The organism is Mesorhizobium sp. C416B (assembly GCF_030323165.1).
GTDB lineage: Bacteria > Pseudomonadota > Alphaproteobacteria > Rhizobiales > Rhizobiaceae > Mesorhizobium.
This window is the reverse complement of record NZ_CP100471.1, coordinates 3,484,666-3,497,737: the sequence shown is the minus strand read 5'-3', so window position 1 is coordinate 3,497,737 and position 13,072 is coordinate 3,484,666. Positions and strand designations below refer to the sequence as shown.

Below are 13,072 nucleotides of genomic sequence, written 5' to 3'. Positions count from 1 at the left end.
TGGAGCCCTGACCAATTCTCTAGAGGTGCTATCGCATGAATGCAATCAGCTCCCGTCCGACGACATCGCGCCGAGCAGCCTGCGTATATCGCCGAACCTGGCGATCGAGCCGAACACCAGTGCCGCCACCGCGACGAAGAACACCGACACCGAAGCCATGGTCGGTGTGTAGCCGTAGCGCAGCGCGTTGAAGATCTTGATGGGCAGCGTCTCGGTGGTGAAGCCGATCGTCATGTAGGCGACGATGTATTCGTTGAGCGACAAGACGAAGGCGAAGGCGTAGCCCGAGACGAGGTAGGGCAGGATCAACGGCAGCACCACGGTTTTCAGCACTGTGCGGTCATCGGCGCCCATGGTCGCCGCAGCCTCGACCAGCGAGCGGTCGATCGAGGCAAAGCCCAGCGACAGCGTCACCAGCGGCAGCGTCACGAAGAAGATGGCGTGGCTGATTATGGCGGTGAAGAACTGGCCGAACAGCCCGACCGTCGCCCAGAAGGAGAGGAAGCCGAGCGCGGTGATGACCGGCGGCAGGATGAAGGGGGCAAGCCCCAGCACCTGGAAGATGTTCGCCCATGGCGCGATGCGCCGCCACAGGAACCAAGCCAGCGGCAGCGCGACCGCCACGGCAATGGCCGCCGAGCAGACGGCCAGCGTCACCGAATGGATCAGCGCCAGCCGCCATTCCGGATCGGTGAAGATCTGGGCGTACCAGGCGAGCGAGAAACCGACCGGCGGGAAGGAGAGCTCCTGGCGCGAATTGACCGACACGCCGGCGACGACGATCAGCGGCGCCGCCAGGAACAGCGCGACGATGGTGAAATAGACACGGCGCAGCAAGGTCGCGGTCATAGGGCGTTCTCCCTTCGTCCGACGAGCAGTGTCAATCCGACCAGCGCCAGCGAGATCAGCACCAGGAACACCGCCATTGCGGCCGCGAACGGCATGTTGGACTGGTAGATCGCCTGGTCGGTGATCAACACCGACAGCGTCCAGTGTTGAGGCCGTCCCAGAATCTGCGGCAGCAGATAGGAGCCGAGGGCGAACACGAAGACCATGATCAGCGTCGCCACGATGGTGTTGCGGAGCGCCGGCGCGACGACGTTGAAGAAGGCGCGGATCGGCGAGGCGCCGAGCGTGCGCGCTGCCTCGAGCAATGTCGGGTCGAGGCGCACGAGGGCGGGGTACAGCACCAGGATCGTATAGGGCAGCGCCTGGTAGACCATGCCGGTCAGCACCGCGCCAAAGGTCGGCAGCAGCGCCACCGGCTTGTCCATCAGCCCGATCGCCACGAACAAATTGGTGATGCCGGCGGTGCGCGAAAACAGCGTCGACCAGGCAAAGCCGATGATGACCTCAGACAGCGATAGCACCGATAACAGACCGACCAGCCACAGCGTCTGCACGCGGCGCGGCCGACGGGTCAAAAGGTAGGTGAAGGGGAAGGCGATGGCGACGCAGCAGACGGCGACCAGCACCGCCAGCATCAGCGAAAAGCCGAGCACGCCGCCGAAGAACACCGACAGGAAGCGGGCGTAATTGTCGAACACGAAGTCCGGCGTGTAGAAACCGGACGGGTTGCGTTTGAAGAAGCTGACCGCGATCATCGTCGAGAACGGCACGACGAAGAAGACGACCAGCATCAGCGCCGGAAAGAACAGCGGCGTGTAGTCGGCTATCGACTTCGGGGCTTCGCGTCTCATGCGCCGAGCACCACGCAGCTTGCCGGTGGCAATGTTACGCCGACCTTGGCGCCGACCGGCACGTCATGCCGCTCGCGCGGCGTCGTTACCGCAATGATGCTGGTACCGCCGACGTCGACGAAGGTCTCGATGGTGCCGCCGAGATCGCGAACGAAACTCACCTCGCCGGTAATGGCCGAGCCGCCGGGGCTGCCCAGATGCACGTCCTCCGGGCGGACCGAAACAGACGCTTTGGTCTGACCCGCCGGCATGGCAAGACCTGGAATGGCTGTGCCCAGAATGGTGGTACGCCCGGTGCTGTCGATCTCGGCCGGCAGCAGATTGGTGATGCCGATGAAGTCGGCGACGAAGGCGTCGGCCGGCTTGCGGTAGATCTCGATCGGCGGCGCCGCCTGCAGGATTCTGCCGTGGCCCATGACGACGACCAGGTCGGCCATGGTCATGGCTTCGCGCTGGTCGTGTGTGACGACGATGGTGGTGATGCCCAACCGCTGCTGCAACTGGCGCAGTTCCACCTGCATGGCCTCGCGCAGTTTGGCGTCGAGCGCCGACAGCGGCTCGTCGAGCAGGAACAGTTTCGGCGACAGCGCCAAGGCCCGTGCAATTGCCACGCGCTGGCGCTGACCGCCCGACAGTTTGGCCACCGGGCGGTCGGCAAAGCCGGTCAGATGGATCAGGCCCAGCAACTCGTCGACGCGCTTCTTCTGCTCCTCCTTCGAGGCGCCGCGAATGCGCAGCGCATAGGCGATGTTGTCGCCAACAGAGAGATGCGGAAACAGGGCCAGCGACTGGAACACCATGCCGAGATTGCGCTTGTGCGTCGGCAAAGGCGTGATGTCCTCGCCGTCGAGCACGATGGCGCCGCTGGTCGGCTCCTCCAGTCCGGCAATCATGCGCAGCAGCGTGGTCTTTCCGCAGCCCGATGGGCCGAGCAGACACACGAACGTGCCATGCGGCACGTTGAGCTGGACATTGTCGACGGCGGCGAAGTTGCCGAATTTTTTGGTGACGGCGTTGATATCTAGTCCGGACATGCTCATCCCTCTCAGGCTGTGCGCTGGAGCAATTCCAGGAAATGGCCGCCGGAGGAAATCCGGCGGCCGATCAGTTTTCAAGCGGAACGGGCGGCTCAGCCGACGATCAGCTCGGTCCACTTCTGGTTGATCCAGTCGGCCTTCGACGTATAGAGGTCATAGCGCGGGATGATCGGATCGATATCCGACGACACCGCGGCGAACTCTTCCGGCTTGAGGTCGAGCACCTCTTTCTTCAGCGTCGGCGTGGTGCCGACCTTGCGCGACATCAGGCCCTGCATCGACGGCTGGCTCATATAGTCGATGAAGGCATGCGCCTCGTCGACCTTGGTCGAGGCGCGCGACAGCACCCAATTGCCGGAATCCTGGATGCCGCCTTCCTTCGGGAAGGTCGAGCGGACATGGAAGCCGTCGGCGACCGCGAGGCCGGTGACGTCGTGATAATACTGGCCCATCGGGATCTCGCCCGACTTCAGCGCCTGCTCGAACTGCGCCTCGTCGCGATACCACAGCCGGACATTCGGCTTGAGCTCGGCGAGCTTTTCGAACGCCTTGTTCAGTCCGTCCTCGGTGTCGAGCGCATTGGTGCCGCCCATGAAGGTCTTGGCTGTCACTTCGAGCAGGAACGAGTTCGAGGCAAGCGCCAGGAGGCCAAGCTTGTCCTCATTGGCCTTGTCCCACAGCGTCTCCCATGAGGTCGGCGCATCCTTGTAGACATCGGTGTTGGAGACCAGCGTGATCCACCAGGCGACGGCGCCGATGCCGGCGACCCGGCCATCCGGATATTTGTTGACGAAGCGCGGCAAGAGGTCGTTGTAGTGCTTGAACTTCGACGTATCGAGCGGCGTCCATAATTCGGTCGACTGGCCCTTCAGCGTCGAGGTCTGCGACATCATCGAAAGGTCGGCCGGCGCCTGGCCTGCCTTGGACGCCTGTTCGAGCTGCACCAGCCAGGCTTCGCCGGTCGGCTCGGCGACCGATTCCACTGCAATGCCGGTGGCCTTGGTAAAATCTGGGAAGACGTGCTCGTCAAAGGATTTCTTGAAGTAGCCGCCATAGACGCCGACCTTCAGCGACTTGTCCTGCGCGCGCAGGATCGACGGCATGGCGAGCACGCCGGCTGTAGCGAGGCCCGCACCAAGCACGCCGCGCCGTGTCAGGGATTTTCCAATCAGTCTGTTCATCTGGTTTCTCCTCAGTTGATGCCGTTCTATTCCGGCAGGTTCCCTTCACGCACTGTCGCCGCCTGACGTCAGTGGGCCGCCGCTCGTTGTTCGAGCGTACGGGCGTATTGCGTCAGTGGAAAGCACATGACGAAGAAGATCAGCGCCACCAGCCCGTAGACCTTGAACGGTTCGAAGGTGGCGTTGTTGATGGCGTTGGAGGTTCTGACCAACTCCTCGAAGCCGATGATCGAGGTCAGCGCCGTCGACTTGATCAACTGCACCAGGAAGCCGACGATCGGCGCCCTTGTGATCGAGAACGCCTGCGGCAGGATGATCAGCCGGAGCTCCTGCAGACGGTGCAGGCCAAGGCTGGCGCCGGCATCCCACTGTCCCAGCGGCAGCGCATCGACGCCGCTGCGCCAGATCTCGGCCAGATAGGCGCTGGCGAAGAAGGTCAGGCCGAGCACCGCTGCCGTCCATGGCTCGATGCGCAGGCCGAGCATCGGCAGGCCGAAGAACATCAGGAACAGCTGCATCAACAGCGGCGTTCCCTGGAACAGGGCGATGTAGCCGGAAGCGACCCGCTGGCTCCATTTATTCTCTGCGATCCTGAAGAACAGCACGATCAGCCCGACCAGCGCCCCGCCGACGAAGGCGGCCAGTGACAACAGCACCGTCCAGCGGGCGGCGAGCAGCAGATTGCGAACGATGTCCCAGAGGGTGAATTCGATCATGTGACACCTGCCCCCAACACGCGGCGCCCGCCTGTGACCAGCAGCCGGCGCAAGGCCATGGACAGGACGAGGTAGACCAGGGTCACGACGAAATAGGTTTCGAAGGACCGGAAGGTGCGGGCTTGCAGCATGTCGGCCTCATAGGTCAGCTCGCGCACGGCGATCTGCGACACCACGGCCGATTCCAGCATCATGATGACGATCTGGCTGGTCAGCGCCGGATAGATCACCTTGAGCGCCTGCGGCAGCACGATCTTGACAAACACCTGGCGTGGCCGAAGCCCGAGTGCCAAGGCGGCTTCCGTCTGTCCGCCGGGCACGGCATCGAGACCGGCGCCGACGATTTCAATGGTGTAGGCCGCCATGTTGAGCGTCATTGCCAACATGGCTGCCAGGATCGGATCGAGCCTTATGCCGAGGCTGGGCAGTCCGAAGAAGATGAAGAACAGCTGCACCAGGAACGGCGTGTTGCGCATCACCTCGACATACACCGCGATGGCGCGCTTCACGAATACCGGGCCGTTGCGCCGGCCGGCAGCGCCCAGGATGCTGAGCAGCGTGCCCACGAGCGTGGTCACGACGATCAACAGGATCGTCGTGGCCGCGCCGCGCGCGATGTCGCCCACAGCACCTGGGAGCCAGGCAAAAGCCACGAGAACTCAATCCTTGAGGTTGTCGGGATTGAGCGGCGTCTTCAGCCAGACCTTCGAGCTCTCGTCGAGCTTGCCGTTGGCCAGCATCTTGGCAACCGCATCATTGACCGCCGTCTTCAGCCGGTCCTCTTTTTTGTTGAGGCCGATATGCGAAGGCGAGGTCAAGAGCTGGAACTTCTGCTCCGGCTTCAGCGCGTCCTGCTTGGCCAGCACCTGGGCGCCGACATCATTGCCGACCACCATCAGCTGGGTCTGGCCGGAGATGAAGGCCTGGATGACGGAATTGTAGTTGTCGAAGCGCTTGATGTCGGCCGATGACGGCGCCGCTTCGGTCAACGACGTATCCTCGAGCGTGCCGCGATTGACGGCGATCGACTTGTCGGCGAGATCTTCCTTGCCTTTGATCGAAAGCGCTGCCGGACCGATGACGGCGATGTAGTAGGGCGCATAGGCGGCGGCGAAATCGATCACCTCCTCGCGCTCCTTGGAATAGCCGACGCTCATCAGGATATCGACGCGCTTGTCGGTGAGATACGGGATGCGGTTCTGGCCGGTGACGCTGACCAGATTGAGCTTCACCTTGAGTGAATCGGCGATCGCCTGCGCGACGTCGACGTCGTAACCCTTGATGCTCATATCGGCGCTGGCCGAGGAGAAGGGCGGAAAGTCGGAGAAGATGCCGACATTGATGGCGCCGGCCTTGGTGATGTCGTCGACGGCGTCGGCATTGGCCTGGGCGGCGAAGCCGAGGCCGGCGAGCATCAGCGCGGCGGCGATGGTTGATTTCATTTGGATTGTCATTGGTATTCCCCTTCTGGAAGCTTGTTTGTTTTGGAAACGGCCGCCGGCTCCAGCGCGGCGGCCGCCTTTGCATGTGAAATCCGTCAGGCCCCCTTGCCGGCGATCGCCGGGCTGAACACCATCAGGCTCAGGATCTCGAACAGGACCTGGGCGCCGACATGGGCGGTGTTGGTGGTCGCGTCATATTGCGGCGCCACCTCGACGACATCGCCGCCGACAATGTTGAGACCTTTCAAGCCGCGCAGCAGTTCGAGCACCTCGCGCGTCGTCAGGCCGCCTATTTCCGGCGTGCCGGTACCCGGCGCGAAGGCCGGATCGACACTGTCGACGTCGAAGGAAATGTAGGTCGGGCCGTCGCCGACTATTCTGCGCGCCTTCTCGATGATGGCCGGAATGCCGAGACCCGTCACCTCTTCGGCATGCACGACCGTCATGCCGGATTCATAGGTGAACTCCCACAGATACTCCGCCGAGCCGCGGATGCCGATCTGGATGGTGCGGGTGGGGTCGAGCACGCCGTCCAGCACCGCGTTGCGGAACGGTCCGCCATGATGGAACTTGGTCATGTCGAACAGCCCGCTTGTGTCGCAATGAGCGTCGATGTGGATCATGCCGACCGGCGCCTTTTTGCCGACCGCCTTCAGGATCGGATGGCTGATCGAGTGGTCGCCTCCGACCGAGAGCGGCAGCACGCCGGCATCGACGATCTGGTTGGTGCGGCGCTCGATATCCTCGTGGCTGATCTCCAGCCGGTAACGGCTGCGGAACGGCGTATCGCCGATGTCGGCGACGCGAAGCTCATGCGTCGGCGCGCATTCCAGCACATGATTGTAGGGGCCTATGCGCTCGATGGCGCGCAGCGCCCTGGGTCCAAAGCGCGAGCCGGGCCGGTTGGTGACGCCGAGATCCATCGGCACGCCGATGATCGCCACCTGCAAATCGCCGAAATCGGGATTGTCGGCTGCGATTTCGCGATAGGGCGCGGCGAGGAAGGTCGGGATGCCGGCATAGGGCGCGAGTCGGGTGCCGCTCTTGGAGAAGATCTTGTCGGCGACCTTGCGGAACTTCGGGTCGAACATCTCGCCGCCATGGCTCTCGCCATACTTGCGGCGCAAGGCTTCCAGCTTGCCTCTGTCATAACCCATGTCGGTCTCCTCCTGCGGGCTGATGCATGCGGCCGTGGCGACATCTGCGAACTGACCATCATCCGGCCGGGTCGCTGTCCCGCTGGCTGCCTGTAGATTTCACGTCATTGATGCTGTTGACCTGCCAAAGTGTCCGGCAGCCGCATTGAAAAATCAATTGATATTGTTACGGTGCTGATTGTGAGAAAATCTCACAGAGTATCCGGTTGCTCATGGCCAAGCGTCTGCCCCCCTTGAATCCCTTGCGCGCCTTCGAGGCGACGGCGCGGCATGCCTCGCTGACCAAGGCGGCGAGTGAGCTCAACGTCACCCACGGCGCAATCAGCCACCAGATCAAGGCGCTCGAGCAATCACTCGGCGTAAAACTGTTCGAACGCACCGGACAGCGGGTAAAGCTCACCCCGCACGGCGCCGAATTGCTGCCGGCGGTCTCGACCGCCTTCGACGGCATCGCCGCCGCCACCCAGCGCATGACCAGGCCAGCCAGCGCCGGTACGCTGTCGGTCTCCTGCGTGCCGGCGCTGCTGCTTCTGTGGATGACGCCGCGGCTCGGCAGCTTCATGGCGCAATATCCTGATATCAGGTTGACGCTGATCCCGTCCAACGACCCCAAGGACATCCGCGCCCCACAGGTCGATGTCTGCGTGCTCTATGGCGACGGCAGCTGGACCGATTGCTGGATGCGCAAATGGTCGGGCCTCGAACTGTTCCCGGTGGTCAGCCCGACGCTGATCAACAACCGGCCGCTCCGCATCTGCCGGGATCTTGCTGGCCATGTCATCCTGCATGGCGATGATGGCCGCGAATGGCACACCTGGCTGGCCGCCGCCGATGGGCTCGACCTCGAACGTGGCCGCCGCCACCATCTCGGCGACGCCCGTACGGCGATCGAAGCCGCGGTGCACGGACATGGCGTGGCGCTCGGCGATTCCGTCACCGCCAGCATGCTGCTCGCCAGGGGCCTGCTGGTGGCGCCGTTCAGCCTGTCGGTGCCGGCGGTCGATGATTTCTACGTCGTCTGCCGCAACGAGATGCGTTCGGCGCCTATCGTGCAATTGTTCGTCGACTGGCTGTTTGCCGAAAAGGAACAGGCCGACAGCCGGGCCGACGCGCCGGTGGCCGGCCGCATCGGCAGCCGCAGGAAGCGTCCGGCGCTGCGGGTGGTGGGCGCCAAGAGTTGAGGCTGGACCTGAGCGGCTGCTTTTTGTCGGGCCAGCCCGGAAAGCGGGAGGCGCTTTCAAAAATTCAATGCTAATAAGCTCTTGCCCGGCAATTCCAGGAAAACTGTGCGGCGGTTTCCCGTCCGGAATTGCGTAAGAAAGACGTGAGCAGCGAAGGCGACGGCAGGACATGGCAAGAACCGATATAGCGCGGCGCGTCTACAACCACACCTGGAAGCTGGACCCGATCGTCCGCAGCCTGCTCGACACCGATTTCTACAAGCTTCTGATGCTGCAGATGATCTGGGGCATGTACCCCAAGGTCGACGCCACCTTTTCGCTGATCAACCGCACCACCTCGGTGCGCCTGGCCGACGACATCGACGAAGGCGAATTGCGCGACCAGCTCGACCATGCCCGCACGCTGCGCTTCTCCAAGAAGGAGATGATCTGGCTTGGCGGTAACAATTTCTATGGCCGCAAGCAGATCTTCGAGCCGGAATTCCTCGCCTGGCTGGAAGGTTTTCGGCTGCCCGACTACGAGCTGTCCAAGCGCGACGGTCAGTACGAGCTCTCCTTCAGCGGTCCCTGGATGTACACCACCCTGTGGGAAATCCCGGCGCTGGCGATCATCAATGAGCTTCGTTCCCGCGCCGCCATGCGCGCCTTCGGTCCCTTCGCGCTTGACGTGCTCTATGCACGCGCCAAGGGGAAGATGTGGGCCAAGACCGAACGCTTGAAGGCGCTGCCCGGCATCCGCATCTCCGATTTCGGCACCCGCCGCCGCCATTCCTTCCTGTGGCAGCGCTGGTGCGTCGAGGCGCTCAAGGAAGGCATTGGCGAAGCCTTCACCGGCACCTCGAACGTGCTGCTGGCCATGGACAACGACCTCGAAGCGCTCGGCACCAACGCGCATGAATTGCCGATGGTTTTTGCCGCCCTTGCCAAGTCGGAAAAGGAATTGAAGGAATCGCCCTACAAGGTGCTGCAGGACTGGCAGCGCTATTACGGCGGCAACCTGCTGATCGTGCTGCCCGACGCTTTCGGCACCGCATCCTTCCTGCGCGACGCCCCGGACTGGGTCGCCGACTGGACCGGCTTCCGCCCCGACAGCGCGCCGCCGATCGAAGGCGGCGAAAAAATCATCGACTGGTGGCGCGAGAAGGGCAAGGACCCCAGGCAGAAGCTGCTGATCTTCTCCGACGGTCTCGAGGTCGAAACCATCGAGGAGACCTACAGGCACTTCAAGGGCAAGGTGCGCATGTCCTTCGGCTGGGGCACCAACCTCACCAACGATTTCGAAGGCTGCGCGCCGACCGAAACCAACAGCCTGGATGCGATATCGCTGGTCTGCAAGGTGACGGAGGCCAATGGCCGGCCGGCGGTGAAGCTGTCGGACAATCCGGCGAAAGCGACGGGCGACAAGAAGGAGATCGAGCGCTATCTCCGGATTTTTGGGGCGAAGGACCGCGTGGAGCAGCTGGTCAAGGTTTGAGGGTCGGCGGGTGCCTTGCTGGACGAAATGGAAATCGCGATAGCGTGAGTTGCCGCCCACCCCCCTCTGTCCTGCCGGACATCTCCCCCGCAAGGGGGGAGATTACCCCGTCATCTCCGCCTTCGCTAATCTCCGACGTTGCAAAGGAAGCGCCGGCAGGGCAACTGCCAATCTCCCCCCTTGAGGGGGAGATGTCCGGCAGGACAGAGGGGGGCGTCGTAGAGCGCGGCTGTCACCGGCCAACCCTTATCACCACCACCCTCACACTCCTCCCCACCCCTGCCTTCGCCCACGCCTCCGACCGCGGCCACGTCCTCCTCCTCCCGACCGGCTACTACATCGCCGGCGGCGCGCTTGCCGTCGCGGTAAGCTTCCTCGTCCTCGCCCTGCTGCCACCCGCAACCCTCGACCGCTTCTGGCGCCGCCGCCTGCCGCTCTTCCCATTCGCCGACACCCCTCGCACAATCATCAGCCTCTTCTCCTTTGCCGGTTTCGCAACGCTCATCGCCGCCGGCCTGTTCGGCAGCCGCGATCCGCTCTCCAATCCGCTGCCCCTGACCATCTGGACGCTGCTCTGGGTCGGCCTTGCCATCGCGCAAGGCCTGTTCGGCGATGTCTGGTCGTGGCCGAATCCATGGTATGGCCCGTGGCGGATCGTAAGCCGCCTGTTCAAGCTTCGTGGCGGTGAGGGACAGAAATCGCGTTTGCCTTCATGGCTCGGCTGCTGGCCAGCCGTTATCCTGTTCTTCGCCTTTGCCTGGTTCGAGCTGATCGACCCGGCGCCCGACGACCCGGCGCGGCTGGCCTATGCCGCCGGCCTCTACTGGTTGCTTACCTTCATCGCCATGCTCGCCTTCGGCTACCGCGATTGGAGCCGGCGCGGCGAATTCCTGACGATCTTTTTCGCCATGGTGGCTCGTTTCGCCATCGTCGAGCGCGATGAACACGGCCGCCTCGCTCTCTGCTGGCCCGGCGCAAAACTGCTCGGCGCAGCGCCCCTGCCGGCAAGCGGTATCGCCTTCCTGCTGCTCAGCCTGTCATCGGTGTCCTTCGACGGCCTGTCGAAAACCTTCTTCTGGCTCGGCCTGTCCGGCATCAACCCGCTGGAATATCCCGGCCGCACCGCGCTCATCGGCATTAGCAGCTTCGGCCTCGTGCTGACCTTCGTTCTGCTGGCGGCGGCATTCCTGCTGGCCGTCATCCTCGGCCAGCGCCTCGCCGGCAGCCGACATTCCCTCCGCGAGGCCGCCAGGCTGCTGGTGTGGTCGATCGTGCCGATCGCGCTCGCCTATCATGTCGCGCACTATCTGACGGCGCTGCTGGTCGACGGCCAGTATGCGATCGCCGCTCTGTCCGACCCGTTCGCGCTGGGATGGAACCTGTTCGGCGCCGCCGACATGCAGATCGAGGCCGGCATCGTCGCCGGGGCCCACTCCGCCTGGTGGCTGTGGAACCTGCAGGCCGGCATCATCATCGCCGGCCATATGCTGGCGGTGCTCGTTGCCCATGGACTGGCCTGGCGACTGCACCAGGTGCCATCGCGCGCCGCCCTCAGCCAGTTGCCGCTCACCATGCTGATGATTGCCTACACGATCTTCGGCCTGTGGTTGCTTGCCACGCCGACGGCCGGATGAGACAAGCTGATCAACATGCCTTTGCGGAAAGCCCGCTTGCAAGCTCTGTGCTTTGGTGATTTAGTTTGTACACATGCAATTTCTGCCCCTCCTGCAAGGGAGTGGCCTTGCCTCGTTACAGACAGTCAAAACTCAAAAACAGGGGAACTGCCGTGACTGACAAGAATGGGTTTTTCGATCTCTCCAAATCCACCCTTAGCCGCCGCACCGCGCTGAAAGGTCTCGCCGCCGGCGCCGGGCTGACGCTCGCGCCCGGCTTCGTCCGCTACAGCCAGGCGCAGAGTTCGGCGCCAATCAAGATCGGCTTCCAGTCGCACCGCACCGGCATCGGCGCCGCCTATGGCCGCTGGTACGAAAAGACCAGTGCCGCCGCGGTCAAGGCGATCAACGATGCCGGCGGCATCAACGGCCGGCCGGTCGAACTGGTGATCGAGGATGACGGCACCGATCCCGGCCGTGGCGCCGAAGTGGTCGGCAAGTTCGCCACCCAGCACAAGACCGACATCGTCTTCGGCACGCTGTTCTCGCATGTCGTGATCGGCTCGGCGCCGGCCGCCGGCGAAAACAAGATCCCTTATTTCGTCGTCAGCGAAGGCCACCATGTCGCTTCGACCAAGCTCAACCGCTACGTCTTCCAGCCCGGCATCACCGATGTGAAGAGCCAGATCCAGTCGATGGCGCCATGGATCGCGGCCAATGCCGGCAAGAAGGTGACGCAGATCTTCCCGGATTTCGCCTTCGGCTACGACCATCGCGACTACCTGCCGCCGGCGCTGAAGGCGCAAGGCGCCGAGGTCATCGCCCAGATCGCCATCCCGCCGACAGAGTCGTCTTTTACGAAATACTTCCCGCAGATACCGGCCGAGACCGAAGTCATCTACCACGTGATGGTCGGCCCGGCCGTGCTCACCTTCGTCAAGGAACTCGGCGAGTTCTACGGCTCCAACCGGCCGCAGCTGTTCGGCTTCATCGATTCGCTCGAAGCCACCGACATCAACAGCCCCGGCCTCGAATTCCTGGACGGCAGCCATTTCTGGGAAGGCTCGCCGCGCTATGCCCAGGCCAATGACTCGGCCGCGCAGAAAGCCTACCGCGCCGCCGTTGGCATCGACGAAAATGGCGCTGCCGTCGGCGACCCCAAGGACGTCTCCACCGCCGCCCACATGTTCGGCTGCTGGGAGACGCTCTATGTCGTCAAGAAGGCGATGGAAGACGCCGGCTACAAGGGCCTGGAAGACCGCGCCAAGCTGGTCGAGGCGACCGAGGCGCTGACCGAATTCGCCGAAGGGCCGGAGCATCCGCAGGGGCCGAAGACCTTCAACGGCAAGATCCACCAGTGTTTTGGCATCCAGAACATCTCCAAGGTCGAAGGTGGCAAGCTGAATGTCGTCCACAAGACCAAGATCGAGGACGGGCTTTACGAGGCCGAAGGGGATTATACGACGCAGGCGCTGTGAGGCGCCTTACCCTCCCCCTTGTGGGGAGGGTCGGCACGCAAGCTTCGCACTTTTGCGAAGCTTGCGAGACGGGGTGGGGGTCGCGACGGCCCG

Annotated in this window: 12 protein-coding genes; 4 read left to right on the top strand and 8 right to left on the bottom strand. The window is 63.4% G+C overall.

What is annotated here, in order from left to right; genetic code table 11:
- Positions 1-45: 45 nt before the first annotated feature.
- From NLY43_RS16920 to speB, 8 genes are all read right to left on the bottom strand, one after another.
- Positions 46-849, bottom strand: a complete 804-nt coding sequence (locus NLY43_RS16920; RefSeq protein WP_023671272.1) for an ABC transporter permease — start codon at positions 847-849, stop codon at positions 46-48.
- The gene (locus NLY43_RS16915) at positions 846-1,700 is read right to left on the bottom strand and encodes an ABC transporter permease (RefSeq protein WP_023711357.1); all 855 of its coding nucleotides are present in this window, start codon (positions 1,698-1,700) and stop codon (positions 846-848) included. Before NLY43_RS16915 ends, NLY43_RS16920 begins: the two co-directional genes overlap by 4 nt.
- A complete protein-coding gene (locus tag NLY43_RS16910; protein WP_023671274.1) occupies positions 1,697-2,734 on the bottom strand; it encodes an ABC transporter ATP-binding protein in 1,038 nt (345 codons plus the stop codon). The genes NLY43_RS16915 and NLY43_RS16910 overlap by 4 nt, the downstream gene beginning before the upstream one ends.
- Before the next feature lie 95 nt (positions 2,735-2,829).
- Positions 2,830-3,918, bottom strand: coding sequence for an ABC transporter substrate-binding protein (locus NLY43_RS16905; RefSeq protein WP_023671275.1), 1,089 nt, complete (start codon positions 3,916-3,918; stop codon positions 2,830-2,832).
- Between the two features lie 68 nt (positions 3,919-3,986).
- The gene (locus NLY43_RS16900) at positions 3,987-4,634 is read right to left on the bottom strand and encodes an amino acid ABC transporter permease (RefSeq protein WP_023711356.1); all 648 of its coding nucleotides are present in this window, start codon (positions 4,632-4,634) and stop codon (positions 3,987-3,989) included.
- Positions 4,631-5,287, bottom strand: a complete 657-nt coding sequence (locus tag NLY43_RS16895) for an amino acid ABC transporter permease (protein ID WP_023683571.1) — start codon at positions 5,285-5,287, stop codon at positions 4,631-4,633. The genes NLY43_RS16900 and NLY43_RS16895 overlap by 4 nt, the downstream gene beginning before the upstream one ends.
- Positions 5,288-5,293: 6 nt before the next feature.
- Positions 5,294-6,088 (bottom strand): transporter substrate-binding domain-containing protein, encoded by a 795-nt coding sequence (locus tag NLY43_RS16890; protein WP_023711355.1) that lies wholly within the window; start codon positions 6,086-6,088, stop codon positions 5,294-5,296.
- An 83-nt stretch (positions 6,089-6,171) separates the two neighbouring features.
- Positions 6,172-7,233, bottom strand: a complete 1,062-nt coding sequence (gene speB / locus NLY43_RS16885; RefSeq protein WP_023711354.1) for an agmatinase — start codon at positions 7,231-7,233, stop codon at positions 6,172-6,174.
- A gap of 212 nt (positions 7,234-7,445) precedes the next feature.
- Between speB and gcvA the strand changes: the two genes are divergently transcribed.
- The 4 genes from gcvA (at position 7,446) to NLY43_RS16865 (ending at position 12,979) form a co-directional block, all read left to right on the top strand.
- Positions 7,446-8,414 (top strand): transcriptional regulator GcvA, encoded by a 969-nt coding sequence (gene gcvA / locus NLY43_RS16880; protein WP_023671280.1) that lies wholly within the window; start codon positions 7,446-7,448, stop codon positions 8,412-8,414.
- A 169-nt stretch (positions 8,415-8,583) separates the two neighbouring features.
- On the top strand, positions 8,584-9,888 hold the full coding sequence (gene pncB, locus NLY43_RS16875) for a nicotinate phosphoribosyltransferase (protein WP_023683568.1): 1,305 nt from the start codon (positions 8,584-8,586) through the stop codon (positions 9,886-9,888).
- A gap of 191 nt (positions 9,889-10,079) precedes the next feature.
- Positions 10,080-11,522, top strand: a complete 1,443-nt coding sequence (locus tag NLY43_RS16870; protein WP_023711353.1) for a hypothetical protein — start codon at positions 10,080-10,082, stop codon at positions 11,520-11,522.
- 152 nt (positions 11,523-11,674) lie between these two features.
- Positions 11,675-12,979, top strand: a complete 1,305-nt coding sequence (locus tag NLY43_RS16865; protein WP_023683566.1) for an ABC transporter substrate-binding protein — start codon at positions 11,675-11,677, stop codon at positions 12,977-12,979.
- Positions 12,980-13,072 lie beyond the last annotated feature (93 nt).

What these genes read in the sequence shown, in the direction of transcription:
- NLY43_RS16920 (WP_023671272.1), bottom strand. Translation starts at nt 849, where the DNA reads ATGACCGCGACCTTGCTGCGCCGTGTCTATTTCACCATCGTCGCGCTG.
- NLY43_RS16915 (WP_023711357.1), bottom strand. Translation starts at nt 1,700, where the DNA reads ATGAGACGCGAAGCCCCGAAGTCGATAGCCGACTACACGCCGCTGTTC.
- NLY43_RS16910 (WP_023671274.1), bottom strand. Translation starts at nt 2,734, where the DNA reads ATGTCCGGACTAGATATCAACGCCGTCACCAAAAAATTCGGCAACTTC.
- NLY43_RS16905 (WP_023671275.1), bottom strand. Translation starts at nt 3,918, where the DNA reads ATGAACAGACTGATTGGAAAATCCCTGACACGGCGCGGCGTGCTTGGT.
- NLY43_RS16900 (WP_023711356.1), bottom strand. Translation starts at nt 4,634, where the DNA reads ATGATCGAATTCACCCTCTGGGACATCGTTCGCAATCTGCTGCTCGCC.
- NLY43_RS16890 (WP_023711355.1), bottom strand. Translation starts at nt 6,088, where the DNA reads ATGACAATCCAAATGAAATCAACCATCGCCGCCGCGCTGATGCTCGCC.
- speB (WP_023711354.1), bottom strand. Translation starts at nt 7,233, where the DNA reads ATGGGTTATGACAGAGGCAAGCTGGAAGCCTTGCGCCGCAAGTATGGC.
- gcvA (WP_023671280.1), top strand. Translation starts at nt 7,446, where the DNA reads ATGGCCAAGCGTCTGCCCCCCTTGAATCCCTTGCGCGCCTTCGAGGCG.
- pncB (WP_023683568.1), top strand. Translation starts at nt 8,584, where the DNA reads ATGGCAAGAACCGATATAGCGCGGCGCGTCTACAACCACACCTGGAAG.
- NLY43_RS16870 (WP_023711353.1), top strand. Translation starts at nt 10,080, where the DNA reads ATGTCCGGCAGGACAGAGGGGGGCGTCGTAGAGCGCGGCTGTCACCGG.